Source organism: Prauserella endophytica (assembly GCF_005146945.1).
GTDB lineage: Bacteria > Actinomycetota > Actinomycetes > Mycobacteriales > Pseudonocardiaceae > Prauserella_A > Prauserella_A endophytica.
In genome coordinates this window covers 32,786-51,297 of sequence record NZ_SWMS01000011.1, presented here as the reverse complement: position 1 = coordinate 51,297, position 18,512 = coordinate 32,786, and the positions used below count along the sequence as shown (strand labels likewise).

The 18,512-nt window shown below is 72.1% G+C and carries 15 protein-coding genes; 8 read left to right on the top strand and 7 right to left on the bottom strand.

Going from position 1 to position 18,512, the window contains the following annotated elements; genetic code table 11:
- Positions 1 to 85: 85 nt before the first annotated feature.
- The 4 genes from FCN18_RS20190 (at position 86) to FCN18_RS20175 (ending at position 5,334) form a co-directional block, all read left to right on the top strand.
- Positions 86 to 1,024 (top strand): trypsin-like serine peptidase, encoded by a 939-nt coding sequence (locus tag FCN18_RS20190; protein WP_112273210.1) that lies wholly within the window; start codon positions 86 to 88, stop codon positions 1,022 to 1,024.
- 60 nt (positions 1,025 to 1,084) lie between these two features.
- Entirely contained in the window at positions 1,085 to 2,707 is a 1,623-nt protein-coding gene (locus FCN18_RS20185) for a LuxR family transcriptional regulator (RefSeq protein ID WP_113641046.1), read from the top strand.
- A gap of 115 nt (positions 2,708 to 2,822) precedes the next feature.
- Positions 2,823 to 3,959 carry a flavin-containing monooxygenase gene (locus FCN18_RS20180; RefSeq protein ID WP_137095850.1) on the top strand — a complete coding sequence of 379 codons (1,137 nt, stop codon included), beginning with the start codon at positions 2,823 to 2,825 and terminating at the stop codon, positions 3,957 to 3,959.
- A complete protein-coding gene (locus FCN18_RS20175; RefSeq protein ID WP_112272680.1) occupies positions 3,931 to 5,334 on the top strand; it encodes a class II 3-deoxy-7-phosphoheptulonate synthase in 1,404 nt (467 codons plus the stop codon). Before FCN18_RS20180 ends, FCN18_RS20175 begins: the two co-directional genes overlap by 29 nt.
- 6 nt (positions 5,335 to 5,340) lie before the next feature.
- Here FCN18_RS20175 and FCN18_RS20170 read toward each other — a convergent pair whose 3' ends face one another.
- Positions 5,341 to 6,660: a wax ester/triacylglycerol synthase family O-acyltransferase gene (locus tag FCN18_RS20170; RefSeq protein ID WP_112272678.1), complete on the bottom strand. Its 1,320-nt coding sequence runs from the start codon at positions 6,658 to 6,660 to the stop codon at positions 5,341 to 5,343.
- A gap of 329 nt (positions 6,661 to 6,989) precedes the next feature.
- Entirely contained in the window at positions 6,990 to 8,960 is a 1,971-nt protein-coding gene (locus tag FCN18_RS20165) for a Stk1 family PASTA domain-containing Ser/Thr kinase (RefSeq protein WP_137095849.1), read from the bottom strand.
- A gap of 117 nt (positions 8,961 to 9,077) precedes the next feature.
- On the opposite strand from FCN18_RS20165, the gene FCN18_RS39805 reads away from it, so the two are divergent.
- Positions 9,078 to 9,446, top strand: a complete 369-nt coding sequence (locus FCN18_RS39805; protein ID WP_112272674.1) for an Rv2175c family DNA-binding protein — start codon at positions 9,078 to 9,080, stop codon at positions 9,444 to 9,446.
- Here FCN18_RS39805 and FCN18_RS20155 read toward each other — a convergent pair.
- The gene (locus FCN18_RS20155) at positions 9,415 to 10,599 is read right to left on the bottom strand and encodes an MFS transporter (RefSeq protein ID WP_137095848.1); all 1,185 of its coding nucleotides are present in this window, start codon (positions 10,597 to 10,599) and stop codon (positions 9,415 to 9,417) included. The genes FCN18_RS39805 and FCN18_RS20155 overlap by 32 nt on opposite strands.
- A 23-nt stretch (positions 10,600 to 10,622) precedes the next feature.
- On the opposite strand from FCN18_RS20155, the gene FCN18_RS20150 reads away from it, so the two are divergent.
- On the top strand, positions 10,623 to 11,138 hold the full coding sequence (locus FCN18_RS20150; RefSeq protein WP_137095847.1) for a CGNR zinc finger domain-containing protein: 516 nt from the start codon (positions 10,623 to 10,625) through the stop codon (positions 11,136 to 11,138).
- Between the two features lie 138 nt (positions 11,139 to 11,276).
- On the opposite strand, the gene FCN18_RS20145 is transcribed toward FCN18_RS20150, so the two are convergent.
- The 4 genes from FCN18_RS20145 to FCN18_RS20130 are packed head-to-tail and all read right to left on the bottom strand — an operon-like array spanning position 11,277 to position 15,570.
- Entirely contained in the window at positions 11,277 to 12,062 is a 786-nt protein-coding gene (locus tag FCN18_RS20145; protein WP_112272668.1) for an LLM class F420-dependent oxidoreductase, read from the bottom strand.
- Positions 12,059 to 12,937 carry a phytoene/squalene synthase family protein gene (locus FCN18_RS20140; protein ID WP_112272666.1) on the bottom strand — a complete coding sequence of 293 codons (879 nt, stop codon included), beginning with the start codon at positions 12,935 to 12,937 and terminating at the stop codon, positions 12,059 to 12,061. Before FCN18_RS20140 ends, FCN18_RS20145 begins: the two co-directional genes overlap by 4 nt.
- Positions 12,934 to 14,421: a phytoene desaturase family protein gene (gene crtI / locus FCN18_RS20135; protein ID WP_137095846.1), complete on the bottom strand. Its 1,488-nt coding sequence runs from the start codon at positions 14,419 to 14,421 to the stop codon at positions 12,934 to 12,936. The genes FCN18_RS20140 and crtI overlap by 4 nt, the downstream gene beginning before the upstream one ends.
- 57 nt (positions 14,422 to 14,478) lie before the next feature.
- Entirely contained in the window at positions 14,479 to 15,570 is a 1,092-nt protein-coding gene (locus tag FCN18_RS20130; protein ID WP_113641041.1) for a polyprenyl synthetase family protein, read from the bottom strand.
- Positions 15,571 to 15,615: 45 nt separating this feature from the next.
- Between FCN18_RS20130 and FCN18_RS20125 the strand changes: the two genes are divergently transcribed.
- Together FCN18_RS20125 and FCN18_RS20120 are read left to right on the top strand one after the other, a co-directional pair.
- Complete coding sequence (locus tag FCN18_RS20125) at positions 15,616 to 16,500, top strand: methylenetetrahydrofolate reductase (protein ID WP_112272659.1); 885 nt, start codon at positions 15,616 to 15,618, stop codon at positions 16,498 to 16,500.
- 18 nt (positions 16,501 to 16,518) lie between these two features.
- On the top strand, positions 16,519 to 18,186 hold the full coding sequence (locus FCN18_RS20120; RefSeq protein WP_113641040.1) for a DUF885 domain-containing protein: 1,668 nt from the start codon (positions 16,519 to 16,521) through the stop codon (positions 18,184 to 18,186).
- The last annotated feature ends 326 nt before the right edge of the window (positions 18,187 to 18,512 follow it).

Genomic DNA, 18,512 nt, shown 5'->3' with positions numbered 1-18,512 from the left:
CCTAGGCCCGCTCGGGCGAACCTGGCCTACGCAGCTGTGGTTGCCAATTCACGATCCGTGATGACGGAGGATGTGGGAGGGCGTCATGAGGCGAGGGCTGGCGCGGTCGGCGATGGTGGTGGCCGCGAGCGCGGTGGCGGTGGCGGCCTTCGCCACCCCGGCCGCAGCGCAGCAGACGGATGTGGCGGTACACGCGCTCGACGGCACCGCGAGCGAGGCCACCGAACACTGGACCGCCGACCGCATGCGGGCGGCGATTCCCATGGACGACCTGCTCGACAAGACGGTCTCGGCGGTCGCCGACGTCGCGCGCGGCGCGCCGACGGTGATCCGCCCGCAGGCCGCGAACAGCACCGGCGAGCCGTGGACCGGTGGCGGCGAGGTCACCGAGACCGCGGGCCGGGTCTTCTTCGACTTCAACGGCTCACCCGCGTCGTGCAGCGGGAACGCCGTCACGAGCGCCAACCGCAGCGTCGTGCTGACGGCGGGCCACTGCGTGAAGTACGAGGGCACCTGGCACACCAACTGGATCTTCGTGCCGGGCTACGACAACGGCAACGCGCCCTTCGGTGAGTGGGCCGCGAGCCAGACGCTGACCACGCCGCAGTGGGAGGCCGGCGAGGACATCAACTACGACGTGGGCGCCGCTGTCGTCGAACCCCTCGACGGCAACCACCTCACCGACGTGGTGGGGGCGCAGGGCGTCGCGTTCAACACCGAGCGCGGCCAGGACATGTACTCCTTCGGCTACCCGGCGGCCGAGCCCTACGACGGCGAGTCGCTGACCTACTGCAGCGGCGCGACGTTCACCGATCCGTTCTTCAGCGAGGACTACGGAATGCGCTGCGACATGACGGGCGGCTCCAGCGGCGGTCCGTGGTTCCTCGGCTTCGACGAGGCGACCGGGCTCGGCGTGCAGGCCTCCGTGAACAGCTTCGGCTACACGTTCCTGCCCGGCTACATGTTCGGCCCGTACTTCGGCAGCGACGCACAGTCGCTCTACGAAACAGCGCAGGTCGCGTAGCAGGGCCGGTGCCTTCCCAAGCCTCCCGCCGTGAGGTCCAATAGACGGCGGGAGGCCCCAATGGCGACGGCCACGGAACTCGGACGCGCCCGGCAGTGCTTCGAGCGGCACGACTGGCGGGACGCCTTCACGCGGCTGTCGACCGCCGATGCGGAGGAGCCCCTCGAACCCGAGGACCTGGCGCGCCTTGCGGCCGCCGCGTTCCTGCTCGGCCACGACGCCGAGAGCTACCGGGCGGGCGAGCGGGCGTTCCACGAGTACCTGCGCCTCGGCGACGCGGAGCGGGCGGCGTGGAGCGCGTTCTGGCTCGCGCTGCGACTGCTGCTGCGCGGTGAGCTGGCCCGCAGCGGCGGGTGGTTCGCGCGGGCGCAGCGGATCGTCGACGACGGCGACCTCGACTGCGTCACGCGGGGTTACCTGCTCACCGCGACCGGGATCAGGTCCGCACAGGGCGAGGACTTTCTCACGGCGTACGACCTGTTCACCGCCGCCGTCGAGATCGGAGCCCGGTTCGGCGACGCCGACCTGGTGGCGATGGCCCGGCACGGCCAGGGCCGCGCCATGATCGGCATGGGGGACGCCGTCGCCGGGCTCTCGCTGCTCGACGAGGTGATGGCGGAGGTCACCGCGGGCGAGCTGTCCGCGATACCGGCCGGGATGATCTATTGCAGTGTCATCGAGGTCTGCCAGGAGGTCGCCGACCTGCGCAGGGCGCAGGAGTGGACGGCGGCGCTCAGCGCGTGGTGCGCCGCGCAGCCCGGCCTGGTGCCGTTCCGCGGGCAGTGTCTCGTGCACCGCACCGAGGTTCTGCGCCTGCGGGGCGCGTGGGCCGAGGCGCTCGCCGAGATCGAGCGCGCGTGCCTGCGTCTCGCCGACCCGCCTGGCCAGCCCGCGCTCGGCCTCGCCCTCTACCAGCAGGCCGAGCTGCACCGGCTGCGTGGCGAGCTGCAGCTGGCCGAGCAGCGCTACGGCGAGGCGAGCGAGCGGGGCTACCCGCCGCAGCCGGGGCTCGCGCTGCTGCGGCTCGCGCAGGGCCGCACCGCCGCGGCGGTGGCCGCGATCCGGCACGCCGCCGACGGGACGCTGCCGCCTCGGCAGCGGGCCCTCACGCTCGCGGCGCGGGTCGAGATCATGCTCGCGGCGGGCGACACGGCCTCGGCGGGCACGGCCGGGAACGCGCTGGCCGGTCTGGCCGCCGTTCACGACGCGTCGTTGCTGCGCGCGCTGTCGGCACACGCCGAGGGAGCCCTCCGGCTCGCGGACGGCGATCCGGTGGCAGCGGTCGGGTCGCTGCGCGCGGCGTGCCGGCTCTGGGCCGAGGTCGACGCGCCCTACGAGGGCGCCCGTTCGCACATCCTGCTCGGCCTGGCCTTCCGCGGGCTCGGCGACGACGACACCGCGCGGTTCGAACTGGACGCCGCGCGGCGCACACTGCTCCAGCTCGGGGCCGCCCCCGGCGTCGCGGGGCTGAGGGAACCCGCTCCGGCGGCCTGCGAGCTGACCGGCCGTGAGCTGCAGGTGCTCGCACTGGTCGCGGCTGGCCGCTCCAACCGCGAGATCGCGGGGGAGCTGGTGATCAGCGAGCACACGGTGCGGCGGCACCTGCAGAACGCCTTCGCGAAGCTGGGCGTGTCGTCCCGCGCCGCCGCGACGACCTACGTGGTGCAGCACCACCTGGTGTGAGCGGGTGGCACGAACGGACCATGCCCGCACAGCCCGTTTTGGTACACGCGTGCGATGCCGTGCCGTGCTCGCCGTCCGTAGCGTCGAGCGATCCACAACGGGTGAGGAGGACATCATGACCGAGGCGAACGGCACCCGGCGCATCGAGACGGTGATCATCGGCGCGGGCCAGTCCGGGCTCTCCACCGGGTACCACCTCGCGAAGCGCGAGCGTGACTTCGTGATCCTGGACGCCAACGCGCGGGTCGGGGACAACTGGCGCTGTCACTGGGACACGCTGCGGCTCTACAGCCCGGCGCGCATGGAGGGCCTGCCCGGCATGCGGTTCCCGGCGCCGAGAATGGCCTACCCGACCAAGGACGAGATGGCCGACTACCTCGAGTCCTACGCGACGACGTTCGACCTTCCGGTGCGCACGGGCGTCACGGTGACGGGGCTGTCGCGTGTGGACGGCGAGTACGTGGTGCGGACGAACGGGCCGTCGTACGTGTGCGACAACGTCGTCGTGGCCTCGGGCACCTTCGGCAGGACGCCGTACGTGCCGGACTTCGCGGCCGGACTCGACCCGGCGATCCGGCAGCTGCACTCCAGCGAGTACAAGAACCCCTCCGGGCTGCTGCCTGGCGGAGTGCTCGTGGTCGGGGCCTCCCACTCTGGCGGCGACATCGCGTACGAGGTCGCGAAGGCGGGACATCCCACGGTGCTCAGCGGCCACATCAACGGCGAGCTGCCGTTCGACATCAACCGCAGGCCCGCGTACGCGATCGCGCCCGTGTTGTTCTTCCTCGCCCAGCACGTGCTCACCCTGCGCACGCCGATCGGGCGCAAGCTGCGCGAGGAGATCAGGCACCACGGCGGGCCGCTGATCAGGGTGAAGCGGGCCGACCTCGTGGCGGCAGGGGCGGAACTCGCCGAGGACCGCACGGTCGGCGTGCGGGACGGCAGGCCGATGCTCGCCGACGGGCGTGTGCTCGACGTCACCAACGTCGTGTGGTGCACGGGCTTCCGGCAGGACTTCTCGTGGATCGATCTGCCCGTGATCGGCGACAACGGGTGGCCGCTCGAGCAGCGGGGCGTCGTGTCCTCGGCTCCGGGGCTGTACTTCACGGGGCTGGCGTTCCAGTACGCGTTCTCGTCCATGCTGGTCGGCGGCGCGGGCCGCGACGCCAAGTACGTGGTCAGGCACATGCTGTCCCGGAAGAGGGCGCCGCTGGCCGCTTCGTATGCTGGAGGCCGTGAACTGGACAGTTGACGTCCCCATCGACACCCTGCCCTCGCTGCCGCCGCTGCCCGCGGACCTGCGCGCCCGCCTCGACGACGCGCTCGCCCGCCCGGCGGCGCAGCAGCCCGAATGGCCCGACCGCGACATCCTCGGCCGGGTCAGGGCCGTGCTCGAGAGTGTGCCGCCCATCACCGTGCCCGCCGAGATCGACCGGCTGCGCAGCCGGCTCGCGATGGTCGCGCACGGCGAGGCGTTCCTGCTCCAGGGCGGGGACTGCGCGGAGACGTTCGAGTCCAACACCGAGCCCCACATCAGGGCCAACCTGCGCACGCTGCTGCAGATGGCCGTGGTGCTGACCTACGGCGCGAGCCTGCCGGTGGTGAAGGTCGGCCGCATCGCCGGCCAGTACGCCAAGCCGAGGTCCAACTCCACCGACGCGCTTGGCCTGCCGGTGTACCGGGGGGACATCGTCAACTCGCTGGTCGCGGAGCCGGAGCTGCGGGTGCCGGACCCCGGCCGCATGATCAGGGCCTACGCCAACTCGGGCGCCGCGATGAACCTGATGCGCGCGCTGACCGGGGCGGGCATGGCCGACCTTGCGCAGGTGCACGACTGGAACAAGGACTTCGTGCGTACCTCGCCCGCCGGTGAGCGGTACGAGGCGCTGGCCTCCGAGATCGACCGCGGCCTTCGCTTCATGTCGGCGTGTGGCGTGAGCGACAGCTCGCTGCACTCCACCGAGATCTTCGCCAGCCACGAGGCCCTGCTGCTCGACTACGAGCGGGCGATGCTGCGGCTCGACAACCCCGGCTCGCCGGACGCGAAACTCTACAACCTCTCGTCCCACTTCCTCTGGATCGGGGAGCGCACGCGGCAGCTCGACGGCGCGCACATCGCCTTCGCCGAGCTGCTGGCCAACCCGATCGGGCTCAAGATCGGCCCGACCACCACGCCCGAGCAGGCCGTCGAGTACGTCGAGCGGCTCGACCCGCGCAACGAGCCCGGCAGGCTCACGCTCATCTCGCGCATGGGCAACGGCAAGGTCCGCGAGGTGCTCCCGGCGATCGTGGAGAAGGTCGAGAGCTCCGGGCACAAGGTCATCTGGCAGTGCGACCCGATGCACGGCAACACCCACGAGTCGTCCAACGGCTACAAGACCAGGCACTTCGACCGCATCGTCGACGAGGTCCAGGGCTTCTTCGAGGTGCACCACCGCCTGGGCACCTACCCCGGCGGCATCCACGTCGAGCTGACCGGCGAGGACGTCACCGAGTGTCTCGGCGGCGCGCAGGAGATCTCCGACCTCGACCTCTCCGGCCGGTACGAGACCGCGTGCGACCCCAGGCTCAACACCCAGCAGTCGCTGGAGCTGGCGTTCCTGGTCGCGGAGATGCTGCGCGCCTGAGCGGGCTCAGAGACTGCGCTGGTACAGGCCGGCCAGTGACTTGGTGACGGCGTCGGCGAGCGAGCCGACGTCGGGCACCGCCTGCCCGTTGGCCTGGAGTCCGATGTGGAGCGAGTTGCGGTAGGTGCTCAATGCGATGCCCACCGACTGGTGCGGGGCGAGCGGGACGAAGGGGTAGACCTCCCGCAGCCGGGCTCCGTTCAGTGACATGGGGATTCCGGGCAGCGGCACGTTGGTGACGACGGTGTCGAACAGCAGGGGCGCGGCCCGGCCCGCCATCTTCGTCGCGATGCGGTGCACCCCGGAGGGCACCTGGCTCGCGAGGATCGGGATCGCACCGGCCCCGCGCGCGGGCCCGGCCTGCTTGTTGCGCTCCATCGCCGCCCGGACCGCCCGCAGCCGGTCGACCGGGTCGTCCAGCTCGACCGGCAGGTCGCACAGGTAACCGGAGAGGACGTTGCCGCCCGCGTGCTCGGCCTCCCGCCCGCGCAGGCTCACCGGGATCAGCGCACGCAGGGAGCGGGCGTCGGCGCGCTGCCCACGGTTGATCATCCAGTCGCGCAGCGCGCCGGCCAGCACCGCCAGCACGACGTCGTTGTTGGTGCCCCCGTGCGCCTTGCGGATCACCCGGATGTCGGCGAGGTCGATGCGCACCAGCCCGATGCGGCGGGTCGCGGCGTTCATGGTCGCCGTGGGCGAGATCGGGTACGGGCGGGCCGCGCGCAGCACCGCGCTCGCGATGCCCGCCGACGCCTTCGCCTGGCTGATCGCCGCGGTGGCCCCGTCACGCAGCTCCCGCAGCGGCGACCTCGGCTCGGGAGCGCGCCGCCGGTGGTCGCGCTGCGCGGGCACGGACACCTCGTCGAGCAGCCCGAAGGCGAGTTCGACAGCGCCCGCGCCGTCCGTCAGCGCGTGGTGGAACTTCACGAGCAACGCGAACTCGCCGTCCGGCAGCCCGGTCACCAGTTGAAGATTCCACAATGGAGCGTCGAGGTCGAGCGGTTCGGCCATCCAGTGCGAGGCGAACTCGGCGAGCGGGTCCGGCTCGTAGAGGTCGCAGAGCTTGCTGACACCGATGTGGTTCACCGCGTCGAAACGTGGGTCGTCCTCCCACTGGGCGCCGCCGAGCAGGGGCAGGCCGGAGCGGACCCGCCTGCGCAGCCTGGGTATCCCAGCCGCCCGTTCGGCCAGCAGGGCGACGATCTTCTCCGGGTCGAGCTCCCGTCGTGGTCGGAAAGTCGCTACCGCGCCCATGTGCATGGGCGTGTTCTCACCTTCCAGGCAGAGGAAGGCGACATCGAGTGCGCTGAGCCGGTCCACTGGCATCGGCGGTCTCTCCCCGCGAGTAGATCGCTTGTCGGTTGCCGTTGAGTAGTTCACCAGTCGTACATGTCGTGGGCGTGGTCGAAGTGTTACCGACCCGCTAACCCTTCGGTGACGTCGCCTGGCGTCGCGCGCACCCCGCAACGGTCACAGAATCTACGGCGAATTTCCCCCCGATGTCGAGGGGCCGACGTGATTTCCAGCCATTACGGCAACGAATACAAACCTTCGGGGGGGCACGATCATTCAAGCGGGACAACAGGTTCCAGTATCCGGGTGCGCACGTGCGTTGCGCCCGAACGCGAATTTTCACACATATTTCAGATCGGGTATCACGGCACGATGGTGAGGTTGATCGTGGTGCCCTTCGGCACGAGGGTTCCCGGAGCGGGATCCTGCCCGATGACGAAGCTGAAGCCTCCCCGGCCCCCGTCGCTCGCCGAGAGCCCGGACTGGGACAGGATCTGCACGGCCTCCTCGCCGGAGCGGCCGAGCACCGACGGCACCTCGACGGCGTTGGAGACGTACACGCCCACGCGGTTGCCCGCCTCGATCGTCGCGCCGCCCGCCGGCTCGGTGCGGATCACGTGGCCCGCGGGCACGTCGCCGGAGAACTCCTCGCCCGCGTCGTAGGGCTGGAACCCGGCCGCGGTGAGCGTCTGGAACGCCTGGTCCCTGCTCATGCCAGCCACCGACGGCACCGGGGTCGGCGGCGGTCCCTTCGACACCACGATCGTCACGGCGTCGCCGATGTTGGCCTGGCTGCCGGGCTGTGGCGACACCGCCACCACCGCGCCCTCCGGCACCTCGGCGCTGTACTGGTCGGCGGCCTGGTCGCGTTTCGGCTCCAGCTGGACCGCCTTGATCGCCTGCTCGGCCTGCTGCACCGACGAGCCTGGCGGGATGTCCGGCACCACGGGCCTGCCGAGCGAGAGCACCACGGTCACCTCGTCGCCGAGCAGCGCCCGCGAGCCCTGCTCCGGGTCGCTGCGGATCACGGTGCCACTCGGCACGGTGTTGTGCCGTTCCTCGGTGAACCGCGGCGTGAGCTCGGCCTGGCGGAGCACCTGTTCGGCACTGGCCCTGTCCATGCCCGCGACCTTGGGCACGTCCACGTAGCGGCCACCGGTGAACCACCAGACGCCCGCGCCGATGCCGCCCGCGACGAGCAGGCCCACCAGCACCCACAGCGTCACCCACAGGCCGCGGCGCCTCGGCGGGCCGTCCTCCCGCGCGCCCGGTGACGGTGGCAGCGGCTGCTGCGTGTCGGCCTGATGAGCCATGCGGGGCAGCGCCTGTGTGCCGCGCGGGCCGCCGCCCGCCGGTGTCTGGACGGTCACGGCCTGGAACGCCGGCAGCGTCTTCTCCGCGTCCGGCACCTGCTCCTGCTCGCGTGGGGAGGACGGCACCACGACGGGCACGACGGGGATTCCCAGCTGGTTGCGGACCTCGGTCAGCTCGGCGAGGAACACACCCGCGTCCTGCGGACGGGCCTCGGGGTCACGGCGCGTGGCCCGCAGGACGAGGTCGTCGAGCGCGGGTGGCAGGTCTGCCCTTGCCAGGCTCGGCGCGGGCACGTCGTCGTTGACGTGCCGGTAGGCGACGGACAGCGCTGTGTCCGCGGTGTAGGGCACGCGGCCGGTGAGCATCTCGTACAGCAGGATCCCGGCCGAGTAGACGTCACCGCGCTCGCTCGCCGACCCGTCGGTGACCTGTTCGGGGGAGAGGTAGGCGACCGTGCCGAGGATGACGCTCGTGCTGGTGGTGCCCGCGCTGGCGACCGCGCGCACCAGGCCGAAGTCGCCGACCTTCACGACCCCGCCCGCGTTGCCGCCCTTGCCGATGAGCACGTTCTCCGGCTTGACGTCGCGGTGCACCAGCCCGGCCGCGTGCGCGGCGGCGAGCGCCGAGAGGACGTGCTCGGCGATCGTGAGGGCCAGCGGGAGGTCGAGCGCGCCGCGCTGGTCGAGCAGGTCACGCAGCGTGCCGCCGTCGACGAGCTCCATCACCAGGAACGCGCGCCGGTCCTCCGGTCCCGCGGAGGTGTCGAAGCCCTGGTCGTGCACGGCGACCACGTGCGGGTGGTGCAGCCGCGCGGCCGAGCGGGCCTCACGCTCGAACCGGTCCACGAACGTGCGGTCGTCGGCGAACCGGGAGTCCATGCTCTTGATCGCGACCGGGCGGTCCAGTCGCGTGTCGACACCCCGGTAGACCGAGGACATGCCGCCTCTGGCCAGCAGCCCGTCGACGCGGTACCGCCGATCGAGCAGCGTGCCGGTGAGGCCGGTTTCCGTGCGTGTCACAGGGCTGGATCCTACGGTCGGTGGCGTTGGCTCCGGCTACGGTGCCCCCGTTACGCCATTAGATTGGTCCTGCTCACCGAGGCTGTGTCTCTTGCCGCATGTGGCAAGGTAGTAGGCGTGAGTGCGATCCCTATCGCTGACGACGTGCTCGATGCCGAAGTGGCCGTACTCCCGGTGGCGGAGGTCGCAGGCGTGCTCGGGCTGTCGCTGAACAAGGTGCGGCAGATGTTGCGGGACGGGCAGCTGATCGCCGTCCGCAGAGATGGTGAGCTGGTCGTCCCCGCGGACTTCCTCGGCAAGGACGGCGTCATCAAGGGCCTCGCCGGAACCATCACGGTGCTTTCGGACTCCGGGTTCACCCGCACCGAGATGCTGCGGTGGCTCTTCTCGGAGGATGAGTCGCTGCCCGGCGTGACACCCATCAACGCGCTGCGCACGAGTCACGGCACCGAGGTCAAACGGCGCGCGCAGGCGATGGCTTTCTGACCGGGATGGACACATAGGTCAGCGCGGCCAGCGCCTGGAATCCCGCCGCGGTCAGCAGGCACGCCGTCGGCGACGCCGCGGCCACGGGGCCCGCGAGCGCGGAACCCGCCGCCAGACCGGTGATCTTGAGACTGGCGCCGGTGGTGAAGATCCGCGCCCGCAGGCCGTCGGGCGCCTCGCGGTGCCGGATCGCGAACAAAGCCGTGAGCTGAGGACCCTCGCCGAGCCCGGCGACCGCCGCGGCCGCGACGACGAGCACGGCCGGTCCCGGCACGGTCGCGAGCAGCATGCCCGCGCCCAGCAGCGCCGTGCTCGCGAGCACGGCGCGGTCGGGACGGGCCAGCAGGCGGGGCGCTCTGGCCAGCACGGCGTTGGCCAGCAGCGCCGTCGCGGCGAGCACGCTCAGCAGCAGAGCGCCGAGGCCCGCGTCGCCGAACCGCTGCTCGCCGAGCAGCGGGGTCGCCACCAGCAGCATGCCGAACCCGGCGAACGACACCACCGACGTCGCCGTGGCCCGCAGCAGCGACCGGCTGGCCCCGATGGCCCGTATTCCGGCGAGCAGGTCGTGGAGTAGCCGAGTGCGCGGCGCGGGCTGCTGTGACGGCAATGCCAACGCGGCCGGGATCGCCGCGGCGACGAGCACGATCGCCGCCACCAGCGCCACCGGTGCGCCGAAGGCGCTGGCCAGCACGCCTGCGAGCGCGGGCCCTGCCAGGCTCGCTCCGCCGAACGTCATGGCGTCGAGCCCGTTCGCGCGCGGCAGGGTCCGCGTGTCGACGAGCCGGGGCAGCTGCGCGGTCCAGCCGCCCGAGAGCGCGGGGTTCAGCAACCCCGCGCCGAGGGCCACCGCCACCACGAGCGGGGTCGCGACCGTGCCCACTCCGGCGAGCACGATGGCCAGCCCGCCCGCGTAGCAGCCGAGCGCCGCCGCCAGCAGCATGCCGGGGCGGCGGCTGCGGTCCAGCACCGCGCCGAGCAGCGGACCGCCCACGGCCGCCGAGATCGTCAGGCCCGTGAGCAGCGCTGATCCGGTCTCGATCGAGCCGGTCGCCGCGAGCCCGAGCACGAGCAGGGCGGGGCCGGACAGCTCGTCACCGGTTCTGGCGACCGTGGCGCCGAGCAGATATCTCGCCAGTGCGTAACGGCTCTTCACGCACAAGACGTTACACTGGTGGCATGCCGTTCGAGGGTGCGCAGCGGGCCGCCGACCTGGTGGCCGTGCTGCTTCGCGAGCCGGTCGGGACCGAGAACGTGGCGGCGGTGCTGCTCGACCACGGGGAGATGGAGCCGCTCGGGCTCGGCGACGCCGACGTGGCGGCCATGCGGAAGGTCGCGCCCGAGCTGCACGCCGTGTTCGCCGCGACCAGCGTCGAGCAGGCTGCCGGACTGCTCAACGACCTGCTCGCCCGGTACGCCCATCCGCCGAGGCTCACCACCCACGGCGGCGAGCACGAGTGGCACGTGCATGTGGACAGTCGCGACGACGCACCGTGGGCCGAGTGGCTGGTGACGTCGTCGGCGCACGCGCTGGCGCTGCTGCTGGCGCAGCGGCAGCGGCAGCCGGGCGGGCTGTGCGCGTCGGCCGCGTGCGGACGGCCCTTCGCCGACCTCGGCGGCGGCAGCCCGCGCCGGTACTGCTCGGAGCGGTGCGCTACCCGCGAACGCGTCGCCGCGCACCGCCGTAAGGGCTGAGCGGCGTGCGGCACCGCCTGGCCCGCCTTGTTCGATTCCACGCAGGCAAGGTGGCCTTCACTGCGTTGAACGCAGGCAAGGTGGCCTTCACTGCGGTGTGACCGCGGTGTGAGGCTTCGTGCGCTTCGGAGGGTGTGGTCAGCCGTTCTGTGCGTCGCGCCAGGCGATCCACTTGCGCAGCGTGCTCAGGTCGTAGTCGGGGCCGCCCGTGGCGACCGTGAACATCGTGATGCCCAGCTCGTGCAGCTTGGCGCCGGAGTCCTCCGGGTCGCCCCGCACGCCAACCGACCGCTCGATCTCGGCCGGGTCGCGGCCCACGTCGGCGCAGTGCCGGTCGAGGATCTCGAGCTTGCGCGCCGCGATCTCGACGTCGCCGAAGCCGTGCCAGATGTCGGCGTGCTTGGCCACCAGGCGCAGGGTCTTCTTCTCGCCGCCGCCACCGATCAGCACCGGAATCTCGCGGGTCGGAGCCGGGTTGAGCTTGGCGAGCCTGCTCTCGATGCGCGGCAGCGCGTCGGCGAGTTCGGCGAGCCTGCTTCCCGCGGTGCCGAACTCGTAGCCGTACTCGGTGTAGTCCTTTTCGAACCAGCCGGCGCCGATGCCGAGGATCAGCCTGCCGTCACTGATGTGGTCGACGGTGCGTGCCATGTCCGCCAGCAGCTCGGGGTTGCGGTAGCTGTTGCACGTCACGAGCGCGCCGATCTGAACGCGCGACGTGGACTCCGCCCAGGCGCCCAGCATCGTCCAGCACTCGAAGTGCTTGCCGTCGGGATCACCGGAGAGCGGGTAGAAGTGGTCCCAGTTGAAGACGATGTCGACGCCGAGCTCCTCGGCCTCGGAAGCCGCGCGCCGGATGGTGGCGTAGTCGGCGTGCTGCGGCTGGAGTTGCAGTCCGATCCGAATGGGCCTCTTGGCTGTGGTCATACCCTCACCCTAGTCAGGAGCGCGCCGCCCGCGACCGCGATCCGCCGCCACCGCGGCACCGCCACGCGACGTCTCAGCACGTCGTAACCCGCGGTGACGATCTCGTCGAGGATGCCCTCGTACAGGGTGCACGCGGTGGCGACACAGGGCCGGGACTCCTTGCGGAGCAACGCGATCCCGGGCCGGGCGCGGCGGTAGACGGCGCGGTTGCGGGCCACGAGGGCCGCCAGCGCGCGGCGGATCCGCCGGTCGGTGCCGCCCGTGCGCGCGGACCATTCGAGCAGGTGACGGTCCACATCGAACGCGGTCAGCTCGGCCAGTGGCAGGTAGATCCGGCCGCGTGCGAGGTCCTCCCCGACATCGCGCAGGAAGTTCGTGAGCTGGAACGCCTCGCCGAGCGCGGCGGCGTACGGCGCGGCCTCCTCGCGGGGCGCCACGGTGCCCAGCACGGGCAGCATCTGCAGCCCGATCACGCAGGCCGAGCCGTACATGTACTCGTGCAGCGCCTCGTACGTCGCGTACTCGCGCACGTGCAGGTCCATCCGCATCGAGCGCAGGAACGCGGCGAACAGGGACCGGTCGATGCCGTAGCGAAGCACCGTGTCGGTCAGCGCGAGCAGCACCGGGTCGGCCGGTCGCTCCCCGGCGAACGCCCGGTCCAGCCGGGCCCCGAGGTCCGCGAGGCGGGACTCCGGGTCACTGCCGCGCGACGGGTTGTCCACGATCTCGTCGGCACACCGCGCGAAGCCGTACAGCGCGTGCGTGCCCGGCCGCGCGTCCGGCGGCAGCAGCCGGGTCGCCAGGTAGTACGTGCGCCCGTGGTGGGCGTTGATCCGGCGGCACTCGGCGTACGCGCTGCGCAGCTGCGCGGTCATCGCGCGCCCTTCGGCGGCGCGATCCGCGCGGCGGCGAGCCTGCCCGAGATCAGCACCGGAGGAATGCCGACTCCCGGTGTCGTCCCGCACCCCGCGAGCACGACGTTGTCAGCGCCCCGCACCAGGTTCGCGGGCCGGAACGGGCCGGTCTGCGCGAACGTGTGCGCCAGCGAGAACGGCGTGCCCGCGGCGAGCCCGCGTTCGGCCCAGTCGGCCGGCGTGACCAGCTCGGCGATCTCCAGCTCGCCCGCGACGCCGTCGAGCCCCCGCGCGGCCAGTGTGCGCAGCAGCTCGTCGCGGTAGGCGGGGCCGAGCCGCGCCCAGTCGAGCGGTCCCGTGTGCAGGTTCGGCGCGGGCGCCAGCACGGAGATCACCTGCTCGCCGTCGGCCGCGAGTCCGGGATCCGTCGCGGTGGGCCGGGTGACGAGCAGGGACGGATCGCTCATCAGCCTGCCTTCGCGGATGATCTCGGCGAACGTCCGCTCCCACTGCTCGCCGAAGAAGATCGTGTGGTGGGCGAGTCCCGGCCAGGTGCGCCCGCTGCGTCCGTGCAGCACCACCGCCGAGGGCGAGAACCGCAGCGGCAACGCGCGGCGGGGGCGGATGCCGAGCAGGCCGTACGCGGTGGTCAGCTCCGTGGCGAGCACCACCGCGTCGCACTCGACGCGGTCGCCGTGGCCGGTCCGCACCGCGCGCACGCGGGAGCCGACGCGCTCGAGCCATGCCGCCTGCGTGCCGAACCGCACCGTCGCACCGGCCTGCTCCGCGGCCTCGGTGAGCGCCCGCCCCACCGCGCCCATGCCGCCGCGCGGGTAGTACACGCCGCCCACGGTGTCCATGTAGGAAATGACGCCGTAGGCGCCCAGCGCGCGCATCGGGTCGAGCCCGGCGTAGAGCGACTGGAACGAGAACAGCCTGCGCACGCGGTCGTCCCGCAGGAACCGCCCGATCCGTGGGCCGAGCCTGCCGAAACCGCCGAGCGCGGCCAGCTTCGCCAGCTCCGGGCGCACCAGGTCCAGCGGCGAGTCGAAGTTGCCGCCGATGAAGTGGTTCTTCTGCACCGCGTACAGCGCGGTGAGCCAGCGCCGCAGCCGCCGGTATCCCTCGGCCTCCCCGGCGCCGGCCACGGCGCGGATCTCGGCCTCCATCGCGTCGGCGTCGGTGTGCAGGTGAATGGTGCTGCCGTCGGCGAAGTGCGCGCGGTAGGCCGGCTCGAGCCGTTCGAGCGTGAGCAGGTCGGCGGTGTCGCGGCCGACGGCGGCGAACGCCTCGTCGAGCAGCTCGGGCATCGTGAGCACGCTCGCGCCGGTGTCGACGGTGTAGCCGTGGTCGCGGTGCCCGCCGGCGCGCCCGCCCGGCCGGGGGTCGCGTTCCAGCAGGGTCACCTGCCTGCCCTGGCCCAGCAGGTGCAGGGTGGCGGAGAGCCCGGAGAGCCCGGCGCCCACCACGACGACCCGGTCGGTCGGCCCGGGAACCCTCCGCACTAGTGCCCCATCAGATCTGCGTCCACGGATGACCACACCCACCTTCCCTGACGGGCTCTAGTACTTCCTCTGCGTCGCAACGGCCGTCAACTCGGTCAGCTTCGACGCCGCCGGCTCGGCGAGGTCGATGCCGCGCAGCGTGGTCAGCGCGGCGTCGGTCAGCTCGTCGATGCGGCGCTCGACCTCCGCGACCGCACCGACATCGGTCAGCGCCTGCCGCACGATGTCCACGTCGGCACGTGTGAGATCGGGGTTGCCCACCGCGGCGGTGATCGCCTTGTGCTCCTGTTCCCGCTCCTGCTCGGCCGCAAACCGCAGCCCCAGCGCGAGCAGCAGCGTCCGCTTGCCCTCGCGCAGGTCGTCGCCCGCCGGCTTGCCGGTGACGGACGGGTCCCCGAAGACGCCGAGCATGTCGTCGCGCAGCTGGAACGCGACGCCGAGGTCGCGGCCGAACGCCATCAGCGGGTCGATCAGCTCCGGCCCCGCACCGGCGAGCGCGGCGCCGAGGTGCAGCGGCCGCTGCACGGTGTAGGCCGCGGTCTTGAGCCGGTCGATCCGCAGCGCCGCCTCCACCGACGCGTCGCCGGTCGCCTGCGTGTGCACGTCGAGGTACTGGCCGGCGAGCACCTCGGTGCGCATCGCGCGCCACGCGGGCCGCGCGGCGCGCAGCACCGGTGCGGGCAGCGGCGCCTCGGCGAACATGTCGTCGGCCCACGCGAGCGCGAGGTCGCCGATGAGCACGGCGGCCGCCAGCCCGAAGCTGTCCGGTGAGCCGAGCCAGCCCTCCTCGGCGTGCCTGCCCGCGAAGGCGACGTGCACGGTCGGGGAGCCGCGGCGGGAGTCGGAGGAGTCCAGCACGTCGTCGTGGATCAGCGCGCACGCCTGGATCAGCTCGAGGCTCGCCACCACCCGCAGCACGCCCTCGGCGTGGTCACCCGTGGGATCGCCGCCCGCGCCGCGCCAGCTCCACCACGCGAACGTCGGGCGCAACCGCTTGCCCCCGCCGAGCACGAAGTCACTCAGCGCGTCCGTGGCGGGACCGAACGTGGGCTCGGTGTGCCCGATGGCCTCGCTCGCGTCCCGGAGGAAGTCGGCCAGCGCGGCGTTGACGTGCGCTGGCAGGTCTGCGTCGAAGGCGGGCTCACTCATGCCTCTATCGTCGCAGGTCGATACTCCGCCAGTAGCATGTGCGGCATGACGTCGGTGATCGAGCGACTGCGGGGCGACACTCCCGTTTTCTCAGTGGAGTTCTTCCCGCCCCGCGACGAGGCCGACGAGGCGGTGCTGTGGCGAGCGGTCCGCGAGCTGGAACAGCTCGACCCCGCCTACATGTCGATCACGTACGGCGCGGGCGGCTCGAGCCGCGACGGCACCATCCGCAGCATCGCCAGGGTCGCGACCGAGACCACCCTCGTGCCCATGGCGCACCTCACCGCCGTCAACCACTCCGTCGCCGAGCTGCGCAACGTCATCGGCTGGTACGCCGCCGTCGGCGTGCGCAACATCCTCGCCCTGCGCGGCGACCCGCCCGGCGACCCCTACGGCGAGTGGATTCCGCACCCGCAGGGGCTCAACTACGCCGAGGAGCTCGTAGAGCTCGTGCGCTCGCTCGGCGACTTCTGCGTCGGGGTGTCGGCCTTCCCCTACGGCCACCCCCGCTCGCCCGACCTCGACACCGACACCCGCTACCTGGTGCGGAAGTTCAAGGCGGGGGCGGACTTCGGCATCGCGCAGCTGTTCTTCGAGGCCGACGACTTCCTGCGGCTGCGCGACCGCGTGGCCGCCGCGGGCTGCGACAAGCTGCTCATCCCGGGCATCATGCCGCTGACCACGCCGAGGACGTTGCACAAGACCATCGAGCTGTCCGGTGTCGACGCCCCGCGCACGCTGCTCGACCGGCTCGAACCGCTCTCCGCCGACGCGAAGGCGTTCCGCGCCGAGGGCCTCGACGCCGTCACCGAGCTGTGCGAGCGGCTGCTCGCCGAAGGCGTTCCCGCGCTGCACTTCTACACGTTCAACCGCTCCAAGGCGACACGCGAGCTGGTGGGCAGGCTCGGACTGGTTCCGGCGCGCGCGTGAGGCGGTAGCGTGCCGCCCATGCGTGTGCACGAGATCTGCGACCAGTTCGTCGACGACATCGCCGCGGCCGACCCCGTCGCGGCGACGATGTTCGGCGTGGCGAGCTACGACGACCAGCTCACCGACTACTCCCCGGAGGGGCATGCCGCCCGCGCCTCGCTCGCGAAGCGGGCGCTGCGCGAGCTCGAGGCGGCGACCCCCGCCGACGACGGCGAGCGCGTGGCGAAAGCCGTGTTCCTCGAACGGATCGGCCTTGATGTGGAGGTCCACGAGGCCGGCCTGGACGTGGCGTCGCTGAACGTCATCGAGAGCCCCGTGCAGAACGTGCGGCAGGTCTTCGACCTCATGCCGAGCGAGACCACCGGGCACTGGGAGAACATCGCCGCGAGGATGGGCAAGGTTCCCGCAGCGCTCGACGGTGTCCGGGCCTCGCTGCTCGCCGCGGCCGAGGCGGGCAACGCGCCCGCGCTGCGGCAGATCGCCAAGGTCGCCGAGCAGGCCGAGGTGTGGGCGGGCCTGAGCGGGGGCTCGGGCTTCTTCGTGCCCCTCGCCGAAAGCGCCGGGGGCGTGCCGGATTCGCTGCGCGCGGAACTCGGCCGGGCCGCGCACGCCGCGCAGGAGGCCTACGCCGAGCTCGCCGGGTTCCTGCGGGCCGAGCTCGCCCCTGAGGCGCCCACGAAGGACGCCGTCGGTGAGGACGTCTACCGCCTGTGGTCGCGCTACTTCGTCGGCGCGAACCTGGACCTGCGCGCCGCCTACGACTGGGGGTGGGAGGAGTTCGCCCGCGTCGAGCGGGAGGCCAAGGAGGTGGCCGCGCGGATCGCGCCGGGCGCGTCGCTGGCCGGGGCCGCGCGGGCGCTCGACGAGGACGAACGTTACCGCGTGCGCGGGCAGCGCGGCTTCCAGGAGTGGATGCAGGGGCTCTCCGACGAGGCACTGAACTCGTTGCGAGGCAAGCACTTCGACATCCCCGACGAGCTCATGGCGCTCGACTGCCGCATCGCGCCGCCCGGCGGGGGCGTCGGCGCCTACTACAGCGGTCCCAACGAGGACTTCTCCCGGCCGGGCACCATGTGGTGGTCGGTGCCGCAGGACCGCGAGGACTTCTCCACCTGGCGCGAGGTCACCACCGTCTACCACGAGGGCGTGCCGGGGCACCACCTGCAGATCGCGACCGCCGTTCACCAGGCCGCCTCGCTGAACCGGTTCCAGCGGATGCTGGCATTCACCTCGGGCCACGCCGAGGGCTGGGCGCTGTACGCGGAACGGCTCATGCGCGACCTCGGCTACCTGGAGGACGACGGCAACCTGCTCGGCATGCTCGACGCGCACCTCTTCCGCGCCGCGCGCGTGGTGGTGGACATCGGCATGCACCTGGAGCTGGAGATCCCGGCGGGCACCGGCTTCCACGAGGGCGAGCGCTGGACGCCGGAACTGGGTCTGGAGTTCATGCTCACCAGGACCATCACCGACGCCGACCACGTGCGGGACGAGATCGACCGCTATCTCGGCTGGCCGGGCCAGGCGCCGTCGTACAAGCTCGGCGAGAAGCTGTGGCTGGACGCCCGCGACGAGGTGCGCGGGCGGCAGGGCTCCGCCTTCGACCTGCGGGACTTCCACATGCGGGCACTGCGCATGGGCGGCATGGGCCTCGACACCCTCCGCGAACAGCTCGCCCTGCTCTGACACCGTCCCCCCAAGGCCACCTTGGTTGCGCCCGCCCGTCTGCCCTCCACCGCCCAAACGGAGACGCTGACGCGCCACTGCGTCGATTCAACGCAACAAAGGTGGCCTTGGGTGCAGTCGGCGACTGTATGATCGGGCCATGATTCACCGGGTCTTCCGCAGCACCCCGCCTCCGCGCTCCTGAGCGGGGCGTAGGCACGAAGCCACGCCGTGCGGCCTTCTCGTCGCCGCACGGTTTCTTTCTGCATCCATCCGGTAGCCGTTCCGGCTCCGGAGCACGCCCCGCGTCGTCGGCCCTCCCTTTCACTTCGACGTTGGAGCGTTCT

Bases quoted from the DNA above. Each gene is read 5' to 3' on its own strand.
- FCN18_RS20190 (WP_112273210.1), top strand. From the start codon at position 86: ATGAGGCGAGGGCTGGCGCGGTCGGCGATGGTGGTGGCCGCGAGCGCG.
- FCN18_RS20185 (WP_113641046.1), top strand. From the start codon at position 1,085: ATGGCGACGGCCACGGAACTCGGACGCGCCCGGCAGTGCTTCGAGCGG.
- FCN18_RS20180 (WP_137095850.1), top strand. From the start codon at position 2,823: ATGACCGAGGCGAACGGCACCCGGCGCATCGAGACGGTGATCATCGGC.
- FCN18_RS20175 (WP_112272680.1), top strand. From the start codon at position 3,931: ATGCTGGAGGCCGTGAACTGGACAGTTGACGTCCCCATCGACACCCTG.
- FCN18_RS20170 (WP_112272678.1), bottom strand. From the start codon at position 6,660: ATGCCAGTGGACCGGCTCAGCGCACTCGATGTCGCCTTCCTCTGCCTG.
- FCN18_RS20150 (WP_137095847.1), top strand. From the start codon at position 10,623: ATGCCGTTCGAGGGTGCGCAGCGGGCCGCCGACCTGGTGGCCGTGCTG.
- FCN18_RS20145 (WP_112272668.1), bottom strand. From the start codon at position 12,062: ATGACCACAGCCAAGAGGCCCATTCGGATCGGACTGCAACTCCAGCCG.
- FCN18_RS20140 (WP_112272666.1), bottom strand. From the start codon at position 12,937: ATGACCGCGCAGCTGCGCAGCGCGTACGCCGAGTGCCGCCGGATCAAC.
- FCN18_RS20130 (WP_113641041.1), bottom strand. From the start codon at position 15,570: ATGAGTGAGCCCGCCTTCGACGCAGACCTGCCAGCGCACGTCAACGCC.
- FCN18_RS20125 (WP_112272659.1), top strand. From the start codon at position 15,616: ATGACGTCGGTGATCGAGCGACTGCGGGGCGACACTCCCGTTTTCTCA.
- FCN18_RS20120 (WP_113641040.1), top strand. From the start codon at position 16,519: ATGCGTGTGCACGAGATCTGCGACCAGTTCGTCGACGACATCGCCGCG.